Here is a 16874-nt window from a genome sequence, read left to right as displayed (position 1 = left end):
GATTCCGTGCCGGATGGTGTTTCACATTCCGAGCCGTTAATCAGGCGACATGAACATTGCTTCCCTCGCTTGCTATCGTCTCTGTCGTTTCCTGGCGGAAACGCCGTTTGGCGAATGTCTCCGAGAGTGAATGCCCGCCGGGCTCTGAACGCACCACGCGGCGTTTCGTCACCGCCTCCTGTCTTATTTCGGCGATATACATCGCCCCGCTGACACGAGCAATTTCTGAACAATCCGATGAATCTTACCGAACTCAAGCAGAAGACCGTTCCCGAACTGTTGGAAATCGCCCAGGAAATGGGTGCCGACAATCTTGCACGGTCACGCAAGCAAGACATCATCTTCGCCATCCTCAAGAAACATGCCAAGAGCGGTGAAGACATTTATGGCGATGGCGTACTGGAAATCCTCCAGGACGGTTTCGGCTTCTTGCGCAGCGCCGACAGCTCTTATCTGGCCGGACCCGACGACATCTATGTGTCGCCGTCACAGATTCGACGCTTCAACTTGCGCAAAGGCGATTCCATCTCTGGCAAGATTCGTCCGCCCAAGGAGGGTGAGCGCTACTTTGCGCTGTTGAAGGTCAATCAGATCAACTTCGACAAGCCGGAAAACGCCAAGCACAAGATCCTGTTCGAGAACCTCACCCCGCTGTTTCCCGACGAGCGTATGGTGATGGAGATCGGCAACGGCTCTACCGAGGATCTGACCGCGCGCATCATCGACCTCACCGCGCCGATCGGCAAGGGCCAGCGCGGCCTGATCGTCTCGCCGCCCAAGGCCGGCAAGACGCTGATGCTGCAGAACATCGCCACCTCGATCACGCGCAACAATCCCGAGTGTCACCTGATCGTGCTGCTCATCGACGAGCGGCCAGAGGAGGTCACCGAGATGTCGCGCACGGTGCGCGGTGAAGTGGTTGCCTCGACCTTCGACGAGCCGCCGGCGCGTCACGTGCAGGTCGCCGAGATGGTGATCGAGAAGGCCAAGCGACTGGTCGAGCACAAGAAGGATGTGGTGATCCTGCTTGACTCCATTACCCGTCTGGCGCGCGCCTACAATACCGTGGTGCCCAGCTCCGGCAAGGTGCTCACCGGTGGTGTCGACGCCCATGCCCTGGAGAAGCCCAAGCGTTTCTTCGGTGCTGCACGTAATATCGAAGAGGGCGGCAGCCTGACCATCATCGCCACCGCGCTGGTCGACACCGGCTCGAAGATGGACGAGGTGATCTTCGAGGAGTTCAAGGGCACCGGCAACATGGAGGCGCACCTCGATCGCAAGCTGGCCGAGAAGCGTGTCTACCCGGCGCTCAACATTCGTCGCAGCGGTACCCGCCGCGAGGACCTGCTGGCCTCCGAGGATGAGATGCAGCGCATGTGGATCCTGCGCAAGCTGCTCAACCCGATGGACGATATGGGCGCCACCGAGTTCCTGATCGACCGGCTCAAGGATACCAAGACGAACATCGAGTTCTTCGAGGCCATGAAGAGACGCTAATTCTGGCCTGCTGCGCTCGACGATACGGCGTTGGAAAACAGCTCAAGCTGCTCATTTACTAAAGTAAACTCCGCGCTTTCGTTGTTTTCCGCCTTGTCTCGTCTTCGCTCGCGACGGCCAGTCATCAACGCTTCAACTACTGGCTAAGGCGAGCGGCACCGGGGACAGGCCGAAGAGGAGGTTTGCGCCATGGGTGAGGAGCATCGCTCCGAACGGGCTGGCCATGGATGGCCAGCACCGGTCCTGCAAGCGAAGCAGGATGCGGGAGCGCAGCAGGGCGCAAGGTAGCGCCCAGGGATGGGTTTACAGCGCCTCCTCGCAGGCCTGTCGACGGATTAGCCGCGGCAAAGTACGAGTTGGTCCGCGGCGAAGAGAAGGGGCGGCATGCTATGCTGCCCCTTTCGTCGTTTTTGAAACAGGAAGCCTATGAAGTACAAGGACCTGCGCGACTTCATCGCGGCACTGGAGGAACGGGGCGAGCTGGTGCGGGTCACCGCCGAGGTCGATCCCTACCTCGAGATCACCGAGATCTGCGATCGGACCCTGCGCGCCGGCGGACCGGCGCTGCTGTTCGAGAACGTCAAGGGCCATGACATGCCGCTGCTCGGCAACCTGTTCGGCACGCCGCATCGGGTCGCGCTGGGTATGGGCGAAGACTCGGTTGAGGCGCTCAGTGAGGTCGGCAAGCTGCTGGCCTTCCTCAAGGAGCCGGACCCGCCCAAGGGCATGCGCGATGCCTGGAGCAAGCTGCCGATCTTCAAGCAGGTGATGAGCATGGGCCCCAAGGTGGTGCGCTCATCGCCGGTGCAGGAGGTGGTCCTCGAGGGTGATGCGGTGGATCTCGACCGCCTGCCGATCCAGCACTGCTGGCCGGGGGACGCCGCACCGCTGGTGACCTGGGCGCTGGTGGTGACTCGCGGGCCGCACAAGAAGCGCCAGAACCTGGGCATCTACCGCCAGCAGAAGCTGGGCAAGAACCGGCTGATCATGCGCTGGCTCTCACACCGCGGCGGGGCGCTGGATTTCCAGGAGTTCCAGAAGGCCAATCCCGGCCAGCCGTTCCCGGTGGCGGTGGCGCTGGGCGCCGACCCGGCCACCATCCTCGGTGCGGTCACGCCGGTGCCGGACTCGCTCTCCGAGTACGCCTTCGCCGGGCTCCTGCGGGGCTCGCGCACCGAGCTGATCAAGTGCGGCCACGCCGACCTCGAGGTGCCGGCCTCGGCAGAAGTGATCCTCGAGGGCTATATCTACCCCGACGACATGGCCCCCGAGGGGCCCTACGGCGATCACACCGGTTATTACAACGAGGTCGAGCACTTCCCGGTCTTCAGCGTCGAGCGCATGACCATGCGCCGCGACGCCATCTACCACTCGACCTACACCGGCCGACCGCCTGACGAACCGGCGATCCTTGGGCTGGCGCTGAATGAAGTCTTCGTGCCGATCCTGCGCAAGCAGTTTCCCGAGATCGTCGACTTCTATCTGCCCCCGGAGGGCTGCTCCTACCGCATGGCGGTGGTAACCATGAAGAAGCAGTACCCCGGCCACGCCAAGCGCGTGATGATGGGCGTGTGGAGCTTCTTGCGCCAGTTCATGTACACCAAGTTCGTGGTGGTGCTCGATGATGACGTCAGCGCCCGAGACTGGAAGGATGTGATCTGGGCGATCACTACACGCATGGACCCGGCGCGGGACACCGTACTGGTCGAAAATACCCCCATCGACTATCTCGACTTTGCTTCGCCGGTCGCTGGCCTCGGCTCCAAGATGGGACTCGATGCCACCAGCAAATGGCCCGGCGAGACCGATCGTGAGTGGGGCACGCCGATCGTCATGGACGAAGGCATCAAGCAGTCGGTGACCGCGCGCTGGGACTCGCTTGGCATTCCGCTCCCGGGCGATGCCACCACAGACAAGAGGACGCCATGACGGCACGCACCCTGACCTGCCTGGTCGACGAGGTCGAGAACCTCACTCCCGATGTCTTTCGCGTGAGCCTGGCGGGCCGCGCCGAGGCGGTTGCCCACGCACCGGGGCAGTATCTCGAGCTACAGCTCGACGATGACACCTGGGTGCCGTTCTCGATAGCCAATGCCCATCGCGGTGACGGCCTGATCGAGCTGCATATCCAGCACTGGCCGGAGCGCGAGAACTCGGCGCGGCTGCGCGAACTGATGCAGGAAGCCCGTCGCCTGACCCTGCGCCTGCCCGGCGGTGACTGCGTGCTCGACCCGGAAAGTCGGCGCCCACTGCTACTGGTTGCCGCCGGCACCGGCTTTGCCCAGATGAAGGCGATCGTCGAGGCGGCACTGGTCGCCGACCCGAACCGTGAGATCGACCTGTGGTGGGCGGCCCGCGAGCGTCGTGATCTCTACCTCGAGCGGCTGCCTCGTGAGTGGGCAGCGCAGTATCCCGGGGTGCGGTTTCACGCAATCAGCGAGATCCCCCCCGAGGAGCCGTTCGACGGCGACGGCGTCAGCGGTCACCTGGGACGCGTCGACGCGGTACTCGGCAGTACCCTCCGTAACGTGGCGGGCCACGACGTCTATCTGTCCGGCTCGCCGGGCATGGTCTACGCTTGCATCGACGTTCTGGCCTCGCTGGGGCTCGATGCCTCACGGGTATTTTCGGATGTGTTTGCCTATGCGCCGCGTGACCCGCTGGTGCCCACCGTGGGCAGTCTGGTCAAGCAGCGGGAGGCTTCGTCGTGAGCGCTTCACCGATCCTGATCACCGGCGGTGCCCAGCGCCTTGGGCGCCACTGCGCCGAGCGGCTCCTCGACGATGGCCATGAGCTGATCATCAGCTACCGTCGCGAACGCCCCGAACTCGAGGCGCTGCGCGAGCGCGGCGTGGTCACCCTGGCAGCAGACTTTTCCAGCGAGGCGGGGATTAACGACTTCATTGCGCGCCTCAAGCAGGCGACCACTTCGCTGCGGGCGATCGTTCACAACGCCAGCGATTGGGCACCGGATAGCCAAGGGGAAGAGGCTGGCGCCATCTTCGAGCGGCTGTTTCGCATCCATATGCAGGCGCCCTATCTGATCAACCTGCAGTGTCGCGATCTTCTCGAGGCGTGCACCGAGCCACAGCGCGATATCGTGCATATTACCGACTACGTGGTGCAAAAAGGCTCGAAGAAGCATGCCGCCTACGCTGCCACCAAGGCCGGCCTCGATAACCTGACGCTGTCGTTTGCGGCCATGTACGCCCCGGAGATCCAGGTCAATGCCATTGCCCCGGCGCTGATCATGCTCAATCAGGGGGATGACGAAGCCTACGTGGAAAAAGCCAAGTCCAAGTCGGCGATGCAGATGATCCCCGGCCCCGGGGTGATCTATCAGAGCTTGCGCTACCTGCTCGACAATCGCTATGTCACCGGCATCACGCTGCCGGTCGATGGTGGGCGCCACCTGCGGTAGAATGGCGCCCATTCAGCATTTGCCCAACACGGTCAGGAGAGTGCTATGGCGGAACAGGACCCCAACTTCAAAGACGAGACCGGCGTACTGGCGATCACCATCGGCCTGGTAGTGCTGGTGGCGATGAGCGCCCTGCCGGCCACTATTGGCTGGATTCAGCTGGCTGGCTAGGCCGGCCAAGGCTATCGCAGATCGGCAGCACCGCTCGGAACTAACCCGGCGACAGGCCTGCGAGGAGGCGCTGTAAACCATCCATGGGCGCTACCTACGCCCTGCTGCGCTCTCGCATCCTGCTCCGCTTGCAGGGCCGGTGCTGGCCATCCATGGCCAGCCCGTTCGGAGCAGTGCTCCTCACCCATGGCGTAGAACCTCCTCTGCGGCCTGTCCCCGGCGTCCCTCGCTTACGGGCAACTGCGATTGAACTACTAGGCTCACAGAATACTTGCCAAGCGCACTCAGCACGGTAGGATAGAATCCACTGCACACTCGGAGCGACCCATGACCGCTAGCCACCACCATCTCGCCAACGCCGACGCGATGCCCGCCATCGTCGTTGCCGCGTGGGCGTTGGTAGGCGGCTATTGGTATTGGTTTATCGCCGGTGTGCCGGCGATGCGGTCGCACTGACCCATCGCCAGGCACACCCCTACGGGTTGCCTCCACCATCTCTCAGAACCCCCGGTCGGCAACCCGACCGGGGGTTTTGTTTATGACATCATTGCTCAACGAGGAGACCGACCATGTACCACCGCATCGCCTTCCCACTGCTGCCTTGCAATGCTTACTACCGTGGCTATGGCAGCTGGCGATTTAGCGGCGTCCGGTCGGCTCAGCTCGCCACCTCCGGCCGGGAGATCATCGGTGGCCATTCGACCCGATGTTCGACACCCTGTACGAGGTAACTGCAATGACCATGACCCTGCTCAAGCCGACCCCAAGCGATGCCGCTCCCGCCACAGGACTTGCCGAGCCCGCTATCGAGGCCGCGACCGAGACGCCGCTGCCCACGCCCCAGGCGCTGCGCCAGCAGCTGCCCCTCGACGCCGAGCTGCGCCAGCGGGTCGCCTCCCAGCGAGAGGCGGTCAAGGCGATTCTCGATGGCCGCGACGACCGCCTGCTGGTAGTGGTCGGGCCCTGCTCCATCCACGACCCGCAGGCAGCCCGCGAATATGCCGAGAACCTCAGCGTGCTGGCGCGTCAGGTCGAGGATCGCCTGCTGCTGGTGATGCGCGTCTACGTCGAGAAGCCACGCACCACGGTGGGCTGGAAGGGACTGGCCTACGACCCGCACCTCGACGGCAGCGACGATATGGCCCATGGCCTCGCCCAGTCGCGGGCGCTGATGCGCGACGTCATTGCCCTGGGACTGCCGGTGGCTACCGAGCTGCTGCAGCCGATGGTGGCCAGCTACCTCGATGACCTGCTGGCGTGGACGGCGATCGGGGCGCGCACCACCGAGTCTCAGGTGCACCGTGAGCTGGCCAGCGGGCTATCGGCGGCGGTGGGCTTCAAGAACGCCACCGACGGTGGCATCCAGGTTGCCATCGACGCCATCCAGGCCGCGGCCCACGGCCACCGTTACCTCGGGCTGTCTGATGCGGGCCAGCCGACGCTGCGACACACGCCGGGCAATCCGCATACCCATGTGGTGCTGCGCGGCGGTCACGGTGAGCCCAACTACCAGGCCGAGCACGTGGCAGCGACCCGCCGTGCGCTGGCAAGCGCGGGGCTGACGCCGCGGCTGATGGTAGACTGCAGCCACGCCAATTCGCGCAAGGACCATCGCCGCCAGAGCGAGGTGCTGCTCGACGTGCTGGACCAGCGCCTGGCGGGTGAGTCGGCGCTATGCGGGGTGATGCTCGAGAGCCTGCTGTTCGAGGGCCGTCAGCCGCTCAAGCCGGGTGCCATGCGCTACGGCGTCTCGGTCACCGATGCCTGCATCGGCTGGGAAACCACCGAGCATCTGCTTAGCCTGGCCGCTGAGCGCTTGCGTTAACGCTATTCAAGGAACGCCTGTCGATGAAGTTTCGTTTCGAATCCCATGAGCCCGACGTCTACCGCCGCAAGGCGCGGCTGATCAGCGTGGCCATGGCGGCTCAACTGATCGTGTTGGGCCTGCTGTTCTCTCAGCTGCTGACGCGAGCCTTCGGCTCCAGCCTGTGGCTCAACGCCCTCGGGGTGCTGCTCGGGCTGGTCGCCACCAGCCTGGTGTTTGCGGCGCTGCGCGAGCGGCCGTGGATGCAGGAGATGCGCTACGTCTGGCAGCTCAAGCACCATCTGTCGCGGGTCAGCGGCTACCTGCCGGCGCTACGCCGCGGCGTCGCGGAGCACAACCACGTGGCGCTGGGCATCCTCAGTTTCTACCACCAGGGCATGGCGCAGCTTGCCGAGCTCAACGGCCGCACCCTGGACGATGACAGCGAATTGATCGCCGAGCGCGAGCAGTTGCGTCAGCAGCGTGAACGACTGGGCCTGCCGCGCGACGTCGACGGCTACGACACTGAGGACCTGGCCGCCTTCAAGCGCGGCTAAGTTGTCTCGACGTCGGGACTGATCTGCCGGCAGGCCTTCGAGGAGGCGCTGTAAACCCATCCCTGGGCGCTACCTACGCCCTGCTGCGCTCTCGCATCCTGCTCCGCTTGCAGGGCCGGTGCTGGCCATCCATGGCCAGCCCGTTCGGAGCAGTGCTCCTCACCCATGGCGTAGAACCTCCTCTACGACCTACCGCCAGCGTCCCTCGATCGGATAGCCCTCAGCGTATCAGGCCTTGCTGGCGTAGGCGTAGAGTAGCGTCTCCTGGGCGCTGATCGGTGCGGCGTCGCCCAGCTCACGCTTGTGGTAGGTGCCGTCGCTGTCGAGCAGCCAGCTCTGGCAGTTGTCGACCAGGTAGGTCTCGAGGTCCTTGCGTACCCGTGCGGCCAGTTTACGGTCCAGCAGCGGGAAGCAGGTCTCGACGCGATGGAACATGTTGCGCTCCATGAAGTCCGCGCTGGAGGCCCACACCTCGGGGCTGGCATCGTTATGGAAGTAGAACACCCGGGTGTGCTCAAGAAAGCGGCCGACGATCGAGCGTACCCGGATATTGTCCGAGATGCCCGGCACGCCGGGGCGCAGGCAGCACATTCCGCGTATGATCAGATCGCACTCCACGCCGGCATGGGAGGCGCGGTACAGGGCGCGAATCAGCTTGGGCTCGGTGAGAGAATTGCACTTGATGATCAGGTGCGCACGACGACCGGCGGCGGCGTGGGCGGCTTCACGGTCGATCATCGCCACCATCTGCTCATGCAGGGTGAAGGGGGCGTGCAGCAGATGTTCGATGTGGCGTGCCTTGCCCATGCCCGACAGCTGCTGGAAGACCTTATGCACGTCCTCGCACAGCGCCTCGTGAGCGGTCATCAGGCTGTAGTCGGTATAGAGCTTGGCGGTACCCGAGTGGTAGTTGCCGGTGCCGAGGTGTGCGTAATAGCGCAGTTCGCCGCGTTCGCGGCGCACGATATGCATTAGCTTGGCGTGCGTCTTGAAGGCCATGACGCCGTAGATCACGATAGCACCGGCTTCCTGCAGGCGCGAGGCCAGGGCCAGGTTGTCAGCCTCGTCGAAACGCGCGCGCAGCTCGATCACCACCGTGACTTCCTTGCCACCGCGGGCTGCCTCGACCAGCGCCGAGACGATCTGCGAATCGGCGCCGGTGCGGTAGAGGGTCTGCTTGATGGCCAATACGGCAGGGTCGCGGGCCGCCTCGGCGAGCAGCTCCTCCACCGGCGAGAAAGCATGGAAGGGGTGATGGAGCAGGATGTCGCCATCCTTGATCGCCTCGAACAGCGAATCGTGCTTCTTGAGCGCCTTGGGCAGTCCCGGGGTAAACGGGCGGTAGCGCAACTCAGGGCGCTCGACGTCGGCCAGCACCGCCATCATGCGGGTCAGGTTGACCGGCCCCTGAACGCGGTAGAGGTCATTCTGCTCGAGCTCGAATTGCTTGAGCAGGAACTCGGCCAGCGGTTCGGGACAGTTGTCGGCAACCTCCAGGCGCACCCCGCTGCCGTAGCGGCGTGCCAGCAGTTCACCACGCAGCGCCGAGGCGAGGTCGGAGACCGCCTCGGGGTCGACGGAAAGATCGGCGTTGCGGGTCAGGCGGAACTGGTAGCAGCCGCGCACCTGCATGCCAGGAAAGACCTCATGGGCATGGGCGTGGATCATCGACGACAGGAACACGTACTCGCTGTAGCCCTCGGCACAGCACTCCGCAGGCAGTGCGATCAGCCTTGGCAGCGAACGCGGTGCGGGGAGGATCGCCAAGCCGCCCTCGCGGCCGAAAGCGTCCTTGCCCTCCAGCTCGACGATGAAGTTGAGGCTCTTGTTGACCAGCCGTGGGAAGGGATGCGACGGATCCAGGCCGATGGGGCTGATGACAGGCATGATCTCGTCATCGAAATAGTCCCGCACCCATGCCTGTTGGGCAGGTGTCCACTGGTCGCGGCGGCGAAAGCGCAGATGTTGCTCCTCGAGGGCCGGGATCAGCACCTCATTGAGTAGCTGATACTGGCGTGCTACCTGCTCATGGGCAATGCGCGAGATCTCGCCGAGGACCTGGCGCGGCAGCATGCCGTCGGCACCGGTACTATCGTTGCCCAGCGCCAGCTGATGCTTGAGACCGGCGACGCGAATTTCGAAGAACTCGTCGAGGTTCGACGAGAAAATCAGCAGGAACATCAGCCGATTGAGCAGCGGATGCGATTCATCCAAGGCCTGTTCCAGTACGCGAATATTGAACTGCAGGTGCGACAGCTCGCGGTTCAGGTAGAGCGCCGGATCGTCGAGGTCGAGCGCCGAGGGGTCTCCCTTGGCACGCACCCCGGTGCGGGTGCGGTTGACCCGCAGCGGCGGTGTCTCGGCCGCTGCGGGAGCCTCCGCCGGCCGCGACGGCTGGTTGGTATCGGACATGGCGCGCGGCTCTTCCATCTTGCCTCCTGAGGCAGAGGAAGGGCCACGCGGCTGTGAGGTGCCGGCCCTTCCGGTTAGTGGGCGAGCAGCCGCGCTGCTCGCTTGGCAAAGTAGGTCAGTACGCCGTCGGCCCCGGCGCGTTTGAAACACATCAGCGACTCGAGCATCACCTTGTCGGCATCGAGCCAGCCCTGCTCGAAGGCGGCCATGTGCATGGCGTACTCGCCGCTGACCTGATAGGCGAAGGTCGGCACCCTGAGCTCCTCCTTGACCCGCCGCACCACGTCGAGATACGGCATGCCCGGCTTGACCATCACCATGTCGGCCCCCTCGGCGATGTCCATGGCCACCTCGTGGAGCGCCTCGTCGCCGTTGGCGGGGTCCATCTGGTAGGTGGACTTGTCGGCACGGCCCAGGTTGCCGGCCGAGCCCACCGCATCGCGGAACGGCCCGTAGTAGCTCGAGGCGTACTTGGCGCTATACGCCATGATGCGCGTATTGTGCAGGTGCTCCTGTTCGAGCACCGCGCGGATCGCGCCGATGCGCCCGTCCATCATGTCCGAGGGCGCCACCACGTCGGCGCCGGCCTCGGCGTGGGACAGCGCCTGCTTGAGCAGGGTTTCCACGGTGCGGTCGTTGTTCACATAGCCCGTCTCATCGAGGATCCCGTCCTGACCGTGGCTGGTATAGGGGTCGAGGGCCACGTCGGTGATCACGCCAAGCTCGGGCAGGGCCGCCTTGAGCTCGCGTACGCTGCGCTGCACTAGGCCGCTGGCGCTGTAGGCCTCCTCGGCCAGCTCGCTCTTGAGCTCGGCGTCGACCACCGGGAACAGCGCCAGCGCCGGGATGCCCAGCTCGAAGGCCTCGCGGGCCTCCTCGATCAGCAGGTCCAGCGAGAGCCGTTCGACGCCGGGCATCGAGGGCACCGCTTCACGGCGACCGCTACCTTCGAGCACGAATACCGGCCAGATCAGGTCGGCCGGGGTCAGCGTCGACTCGCGCATCATGCGGCGCGAAAAATCGTCCTTGCGCATGCGCCGCATACGCGCGGCGGGAAACTGTCGTGTTGTGCCAAGACTCAAGGGAATTCTCCGGTCGTTAAGCGTGACCGCCGTATCAGTATGGGTCGCTGAGATGACCAAACGATGACAGCCGGTGCGCATGAATGATGTCGGACGTGGTGTCCGGTACTGCCCCGAGTATATCAGCGCCGCTCCGCTGCGGGAGTGCCCGCGGCGCAGACGCTGCGTCGGAGATGGGCTACAGTGAGGGATTCCTGCTGCCGGGCGGCAGGCATCACGGTCACAAGGAGAGCGGTATGAGCAAACAGGTGGCAGTCATTCTGTCGGGGTGCGGTGTCCAGGACGGCGCCGAGATCTATGAAACCACCCTGACCCTGTTGCGTCTCGATCAACTGGGGATCGGCTATCGCTGTTTCGCCCCGGATATCGCCCAGCACCATGTCATCGACCATCGGCACGGTGAACCGGTACCCGATGAGGCGCGTAACGTGCTGACCGAATCGGCACGGCTGGCGCGCGGCGAGATCAGTGAGCTCGCCGAGCTCGACCCGCAGGCCTTCGATGCGGTGATCCTGCCCGGTGGCTTCGGCGTGGCCAAGACGTTGAGTGACTTTGCTGTCGCCGGCAGCGATATGCAGGTGCTGGATTCCCTCGCGGCGCCGCTGGTCGCCTTCCACGAGGCGCGCAAGCCCATCGGTTTGATGTGTATCGCGCCGGTGCTGGTGCCGCGGCTATTCGGCGAAGGCATCGCGGTGACGGTTGGCCACGATCCGGCGGTCTCCGGGGCGATCAGCGCCATGGGCGGGCTGCATCGTGGCTGCAAGGTCGACGATATCGTGGTCGACTTCGAGCACCGCATCGTCACCACCCCGGCCTATATGCTCGCCGAGCGGATCAGTGAAGCGGCTAGCGGAATCTTCAAGCTGGTGGATCGCATCGATGAGCTGATCGATCGATAAACGCCGAGCAGCGAGCGCCTGGCCGCTCGCTGCTACTCCTCTTGCTCGCGCTTCTTGCGCTGCGCCAGGCGGCCAAACAGCATTCCTACCTCGTAGAGCAGGTACATGGGCACCGCCAGCAGGCTCTGGGAGATGATATCGGGGGGCGTCAGCAGCATGCCGATAACGAAGCAGCCGAGGAAGATGTAGGGGCGCTTCTTCGACAGGCTCTCGACGCTGGTGGCGCCGGAGAAGATCAGCAGGAAGGTGGCGATAGGGATTTCGAAGGCCACGCCGAAGGCGAAGAACAGCTTGAGCACGAAATTCAGGTAGGCGTTGATATCGGTCATCACCGCCACGTTCTCCGGCCCGGTCTGGGTGAAGAACTGGAACAGCAGCGGGAACACCACATAGTAGGCGAAGGCCGCGCCGGCATAGAACAGCGCCACGCTGGAGGCCAGGATCGGAATCGCCAGGCTCTTCTCGTTGTCGTAGAGCCCCGGGGCAATGAACGCCCAGGCCTGGTGCAGCACGAACGGCACGGCGATGAACACCGCCACCACCAGGGTCAGCTTGAACGGTGCCAGAAATGGTGACGCGACTTCGGTGGCGATCATCTGCGAGCCTTCCGGCAGCATGTCCACCAGCGGTTGCGACACGAAGATATAGATGTCGTTGGCGAAGGCGTAAAGGCCGAGGAAGATCACCAGAATCACCACCACCGCGCGCATCAACCGCGAGCGCAGCTCGATGAGGTGCTCGATCAGAGGGGCCTGGGACGCTTCATCCTGCGGGTCGCGCTGATTGTTGCGAGAGGCATCGTCGCTCATCGGGAGGGCGAATCCTTGTCACTGGAGGGCGATGATGGGGCTGCCTGCTCAGGCGTCACTGACTCGCGCCGTGCCTTGCTCGCCAGCGCCTTGTCCAGGCGCTCGTCGGCGGTGGGCGGCGTCTCCTCGACGTCAGCGTGGGACGTGGCGTCGCCTTTGGGTGGCGTGCCGCTGTTGGGTTCGGCGTAGCGCTCAACGTCACGCTTGACCTTGCCTAGACTCTCGTCGAGCTTTTTCTGCTGATCGTTGAGTTTCTGGCGCAGCTCTTCGGCTTCCAACTGCGCATTGATCTCGCGCTGCATGCCCGACACGGTGCGCTTGATCTTGCCGATCCATAGCCCCAGGGTACGCGCCGCCTTGGGCAGCCGTTCGGGGCCCAGCACCAGCAGGCCAACGATGCCAATTAACAGTAGCTCGAGAAAGCCGATATCCAACATGGGCGGTTACTTGCGCTCTTCCTGGTCCTCGGCCTTCTGCTCGGCCTGGACGTCGTAGGTGTGGCCGGCTTCCTCTTCGTGGCTGACCTTGGCCTGAGGCTCGTCGCTGGCGTCCTTATCCTTGTCCTTGTCGTCCTCGTGCATGGCCTTCTTGAAGCCCTTGACGGCACCGCCCAGATCGCCGCCGACATTGCGTAGCTTCTTGGTACCAAACACCAGGATGATGATGCCGAGTACGATTAACAGCTGCCAGATACTGATGCCACCTAACATGGTTGGGTCTCCCACTGATCGAATTATGCGTGCCGGCTCAGGGCGACGGCGTGCGGGCGGCTTTTTCATCCAGCCCGGAGGTGCCGAAGCGACGTGCCAGTTCATCGAGTACCGCCTGATGCTCAATATCGAGGTGCGACAGCATCACCAGGCTATGAAACCACAGGTCGGCGGTTTCGGCGACTACCGCTTGACGCTCGGCGTCAACGCCCCGTTCCGCATCCTTGGCGGCGAGAATCGTCTCGGTGGCTTCCTCGCCGACCTTTTCCAGAATCTTGTTCAGCCCCTTGTGGTGCAGGGCAGCGACATAGGAGCTGTCGGCAGCGGCGTGGCGGCGCTCTGCGAGCACTTCACTAAGCCGCTCGAGTATATCACTCATGGGGGTCATCCTCCGTCGCAAGGGGGTTGGGGTCAATGCCAGGCGAGCAGCAGCGCGCCGAGTGCGGCGACTGCGACCACCGGCCATGGCTGCTGTAAGGCCCAGCCCAGCAGCGGCTGCCAGGCGAGTGCCGCTGCCAGAAGCAGTACACCGAGGCGCAGGCGGCGGGCACCGCGGCTGCTGGATACCAGTTGGCGGCGCATGCCGACCAGCGATTCAGCCTGGCGACGGCGCTGCTGGCGCTCCAGCTCGGCCCGCGACATCACCTGGTGGGCCAGTACCGGTAGCTCTGGCAGCTGTCGGGTCAGCTCCGGCGCCTGGCGCTTGAGCGACTCCCATAGCCCGCTAGGGCCGGCGCGCTCCTTCATCCAGCGCTCCAGATAGGGCTTGGCGGTGCTCCACAGGTCGAGGTCAGGGTAGAGCTGGCGGCCCAGACCCTCGATATTGAGCAGGGTCTTTTGCAGCAGCACCAGCTGCGGCTGAACTTCCATGTTGAAGCGCCGCGCGGTCTGAAACAGGCCCAGCAGCACCTGGCCGAAGGAGATGTCCTTGAGCGGTTTCTCGAGAATCGGTTCGCACACCGCGCGGATCGCCGCGGCAAACTCGTTGGCACGGGTATCCTCGGCCACCCAGCCCGACTCGATATGCAGCGCGGCGACCTCATAATAATCCTGGTGGAAGAAGGCCAGCAGGTTGCGCGCCAGGTAGTCCTGGTCCTCGCGGGTCAGGCTGCCGACGATGCCGCAGTCGATGGCGATGTACTGTGGATCCTGGGGGTCGCCTCGGGACACGAAGATATTCCCGGGGTGCATGTCGGCATGGAAGAAGTTGTCGCGGAATACCTGGGTGAAGAAGATCTCCACGCCGCGCTCGGCAAGCTTCTTGAGGTCGGTCTGCTGGGCCTTGAGGGCGGCGAGATCGGCCACCGGCACGCCGTGGATACGCTCCTGAACCATCACCCGGGTGCGCGTCAGCGACCAGTGGATGGCCGGCACGTAGAGCAGCGGTGAATTCTTGAAGTTGCGCTTGAGCTGCGAGGTGTTGGCAGCCTCCTTGTGCAGATCGAGCTCGTCGAACAGCGTCGCCTCGTAGTCGCGCACCACTTCCACCGGGCGCAGGCGTCGCGCCTCGGGTACCCGCGCCAGCACCTGTGCCACGCGGTACATCAGCGCCATGTCCTGGCGCATCACCCGGTCGATGGCGGGGCGGATGATCTTGACCACCACGTCCTCGCCGCTGTGCAGCCTTGCGGCGTGGACCTGGGCGATCGAAGCCGAGGCCAGCGGGATGGTATCGAAGCTGGCGAAGGCCTCGTCCAGCGGCATCTCCAACTCGTCCTCGACCAGTGCCACGGCGGCCTCCCCGGGGAACGGCGGGACCTGGTCCTGGAGTCGCTTGAGTTCGTCGGCGATGTCGGGGGGTAGCAGGTCGCGTCGGGTCGACAGCATCTGGCCGAACTTGACGAAAATCGGCCCCAGCGCCTCCAGCGCCAGGCGTAGCCGCTCGCTGCGGGAGCGGCTGCCGATCGGTACCAGGCGCAGCGGAGACAGCTGGAAGGCCAGGCGCAGCCACCACGGCAGGCGCTCCAGCGGGATCAGCGTATCCAGCCGGTAGCGGGTAATCACCCACAGGATGCGCAACAGCCTCATGCCGCGCCTCCGGGACGGGCAGCCAGCCGTCGCTCGAGGCGCTCAATACGCGCTTCGAGCCGGTCACTGGCCAGCTCGACATTGGTCAGCAAGTCACGGGCGACGTCATGCTGGTCGTGGCCGGTGAACAGGCGTGCCTCCTCGAACAGGTATTCGCTGATATCGGCATGTAGCTGGCGGGCGCTGCGGGCGCCGAAGCGCCCTAGTCGGCGGCCACCCTCAGCCAGTTGGTGGGCCGGCTGGTCGCCGAGCAGGCGGGCCAGTTCGCCCTCCCAGTCGGCGTCGAGGTCCAGCAGCAGGTCGCGCAGCGCTTCGAGCAGGGCCGGGTTGCCACGCACCGCCAGGCGGCCGGTGAACATCAGGCGTTCGATGCTTTCGCCACCCAATAGGGCGCCGAGGCTTTCGGCGTCGAGCTCGACCCGTGCGTCGGCGTCGGTCGCATCGTCCGTACTGGCGCGCTGCAGATGCAGTCCCTGGGAGTGGACCTGCAGCAGCAGGCAGAGGCGCGGCGTGGTGAGGTTGACCACCAGCCGCTTGCCGGCCAGCGCCTCGAGCCGCGCCGGCGCCGCGGGGTCGCGGGCCAGCAGGGCATTGAGGGTCGCTTCGAGGCCGGCCAACAGCATCACAGCTTGATGCCGCGGTGCAGGGCGACGATGCCGCCGGTAAGGTTGGTGTACTCGACCCGCTCGAGGCCGGCCGCCTCCATCATCGCCTTGAGGCTCTCCTGATCCGGGTGCATGCGGATCGACTCGGCCAGGTAGCGGTAGCTGTCGGCGTCGTTGGCGACCAGTTCGCCCATCTTGGGTAACAGGCGGAAGGAGTACTCATCGTAGACCTTCGACAGCAGCGCGCTGGGGGGCTTGGAGAACTCCAGCACCAGCAGACGGCCGCCGGGCTTGAGCACTCGCGCCATGGAGCGCAGCGCGGCGTCCTTGTCGGTGACGTTGCGCAGGCCGAAGGCGATGGTGATGCAGTCGAAGCTGTTGTCGGGAAACGGCAGGCACTCGGCGTTGGCCTGGACGTACTCGACATTGCCGCCGACACCCTGGTCGAGCAGTTTGTCGCGGCCGACGCGCAGCATCGACTCGTTGATATCGGCCAGCACCACGCGGCCACGCGGCCCCACCAGGCGCGAGAACTTGAGCGTCAGGTCGCCGGTGCCGCCGGCGATGTCGAGCACGCTGTGGCCCGGGCGTACCCCGGCGCGTTCGATGGTCAGGCGCTTCCAGACACGGTGGATACCCAGTGACATCAGGTCGTTCATGACGTCGTAGCGGGCTGCCACCGAGTGGAAGACGTCGGCGACGCGGGAGGCCTTCTCCTCGAGGGGGACTTCCTGATAGCCGAAGTGGGTGGTGCGCTTGTCCATGGATGGTCCCTGGCTGGATTCGTCGAGCCAACGCGCCGGGCGCGTCGGCAAATGGCGATATTGTAGCGCCCCGCCTGGGGTGTTGTCCTGCGCGGTAGGGTCGCGGGCAGGGGGA

Annotated in this window: 18 protein-coding genes; 9 read left to right on the top strand and 9 right to left on the bottom strand. The window is 64.7% G+C overall.

Annotated features, from left to right (window positions below; translation table 11 throughout):
* Window positions 1-237: 237 nt before the first annotated feature.
* The 8 genes from rho (at window position 238) to BLT16_RS12705 (ending at window position 7450) form a co-directional block, all read left to right on the top strand.
* Window positions 238-1497, top strand: a complete 1260-nt coding sequence (gene rho / locus BLT16_RS12730) for a transcription termination factor Rho (protein WP_089658892.1) — start codon at window positions 238-240, stop codon at window positions 1495-1497.
* 426 nt (window positions 1498-1923) lie between these two features.
* Window positions 1924-3426: a 4-hydroxy-3-polyprenylbenzoate decarboxylase gene (ubiD, locus tag BLT16_RS12725; RefSeq protein WP_089658891.1), complete on the top strand. Its 1503-nt coding sequence runs from the start codon at window positions 1924-1926 to the stop codon at window positions 3424-3426.
* On the top strand, window positions 3423-4208 hold the full coding sequence (locus tag BLT16_RS12720) for an NAD(P)H-flavin reductase (protein ID WP_089658890.1): 786 nt from the start codon (window positions 3423-3425) through the stop codon (window positions 4206-4208). Before ubiD ends, BLT16_RS12720 begins: the two co-directional genes overlap by 4 nt.
* The gene (folM, locus tag BLT16_RS12715) at window positions 4205-4918 is read left to right on the top strand and encodes a dihydromonapterin reductase (protein WP_089658889.1); all 714 of its coding nucleotides are present in this window, start codon (window positions 4205-4207) and stop codon (window positions 4916-4918) included. The genes BLT16_RS12720 and folM overlap by 4 nt, the downstream gene beginning before the upstream one ends.
* Window positions 4919-4963: 45 nt before the next feature.
* Entirely contained in the window at window positions 4964-5089 is a 126-nt protein-coding gene (locus tag BLT16_RS21125; RefSeq protein WP_281243311.1) for a hypothetical protein, read from the top strand.
* Window positions 5090-5416: 327 nt separating this feature from the next.
* Complete coding sequence (locus BLT16_RS21120) at window positions 5417-5545, top strand: hypothetical protein (protein WP_281243310.1); 129 nt, start codon at window positions 5417-5419, stop codon at window positions 5543-5545.
* Between the two features lie 280 nt (window positions 5546-5825).
* Window positions 5826-6914: a 3-deoxy-7-phosphoheptulonate synthase gene (locus tag BLT16_RS12710; RefSeq protein ID WP_245701644.1), complete on the top strand. Its 1089-nt coding sequence runs from the start codon at window positions 5826-5828 to the stop codon at window positions 6912-6914.
* A 23-nt stretch (window positions 6915-6937) separates the two neighbouring features.
* Entirely contained in the window at window positions 6938-7450 is a 513-nt protein-coding gene (locus tag BLT16_RS12705; RefSeq protein WP_089658888.1) for a DUF3087 family protein, read from the top strand.
* Between the two features lie 228 nt (window positions 7451-7678).
* On the opposite strand, the gene ppk1 is transcribed toward BLT16_RS12705, so the two are convergent.
* Window positions 7679-9862, bottom strand: a complete 2184-nt coding sequence (ppk1, locus tag BLT16_RS12700) for a polyphosphate kinase 1 (protein ID WP_089658988.1) — start codon at window positions 9860-9862, stop codon at window positions 7679-7681.
* 74 nt (window positions 9863-9936) lie between these two features.
* Entirely contained in the window at window positions 9937-10944 is a 1008-nt protein-coding gene (gene hemB / locus BLT16_RS12695; RefSeq protein WP_089658887.1) for a porphobilinogen synthase, read from the bottom strand.
* Between the two features lie 236 nt (window positions 10945-11180).
* Here hemB and elbB point away from each other — a divergent pair, with 236 nt between their 5' ends.
* Window positions 11181-11843: an isoprenoid biosynthesis glyoxalase ElbB gene (gene elbB / locus BLT16_RS12690; RefSeq protein ID WP_089658886.1), complete on the top strand. Its 663-nt coding sequence runs from the start codon at window positions 11181-11183 to the stop codon at window positions 11841-11843.
* 32 nt (window positions 11844-11875) lie between these two features.
* Here the strand turns inward: elbB and tatC are convergent, their stop codons facing one another.
* From tatC to ubiE, 7 genes are read right to left on the bottom strand one after another with little or no spacing between them, the layout of a single operon-like run.
* Window positions 11876-12652 carry a twin-arginine translocase subunit TatC gene (gene tatC / locus BLT16_RS12685; protein ID WP_089658885.1) on the bottom strand — a complete coding sequence of 259 codons (777 nt, stop codon included), beginning with the start codon at window positions 12650-12652 and terminating at the stop codon, window positions 11876-11878.
* Complete coding sequence (tatB, locus tag BLT16_RS12680; protein ID WP_089658884.1) at window positions 12649-13089, bottom strand: Sec-independent protein translocase protein TatB; 441 nt, start codon at window positions 13087-13089, stop codon at window positions 12649-12651. The genes tatC and tatB overlap by 4 nt, the downstream gene beginning before the upstream one ends.
* A gap of 6 nt (window positions 13090-13095) precedes the next feature.
* Complete coding sequence (gene tatA, locus BLT16_RS12675; RefSeq protein WP_089658883.1) at window positions 13096-13362, bottom strand: Sec-independent protein translocase subunit TatA; 267 nt, start codon at window positions 13360-13362, stop codon at window positions 13096-13098.
* A 37-nt stretch (window positions 13363-13399) separates the two neighbouring features.
* Entirely contained in the window at window positions 13400-13741 is a 342-nt protein-coding gene (locus tag BLT16_RS12670; RefSeq protein WP_089658882.1) for a phosphoribosyl-ATP diphosphatase, read from the bottom strand.
* 32 nt (window positions 13742-13773) lie between these two features.
* Complete coding sequence (gene ubiB, locus BLT16_RS12665; RefSeq protein ID WP_089658881.1) at window positions 13774-15390, bottom strand: ubiquinone biosynthesis regulatory protein kinase UbiB; 1617 nt, start codon at window positions 15388-15390, stop codon at window positions 13774-13776.
* Entirely contained in the window at window positions 15387-16013 is a 627-nt protein-coding gene (locus tag BLT16_RS12660; RefSeq protein ID WP_089658880.1) for a ubiquinone biosynthesis accessory factor UbiJ, read from the bottom strand. Before BLT16_RS12660 ends, ubiB begins: the two co-directional genes overlap by 4 nt.
* A complete protein-coding gene (ubiE, locus tag BLT16_RS12655; RefSeq protein WP_089658879.1) occupies window positions 16013-16759 on the bottom strand; it encodes a bifunctional demethylmenaquinone methyltransferase/2-methoxy-6-polyprenyl-1,4-benzoquinol methylase UbiE in 747 nt (248 codons plus the stop codon). The genes BLT16_RS12660 and ubiE overlap by 1 nt, the downstream gene beginning before the upstream one ends.
* Between the last annotated feature and the right edge of the window lie 115 nt (window positions 16760-16874).

Origin of the sequence: Franzmannia pantelleriensis, assembly GCF_900102875.1 — a bacterium.
Taxonomy (GTDB): domain Bacteria; phylum Pseudomonadota; class Gammaproteobacteria; order Pseudomonadales; family Halomonadaceae; genus Franzmannia; species Franzmannia pantelleriensis.
This window is presented reverse-complemented; position numbering and strand designations above follow the sequence as displayed.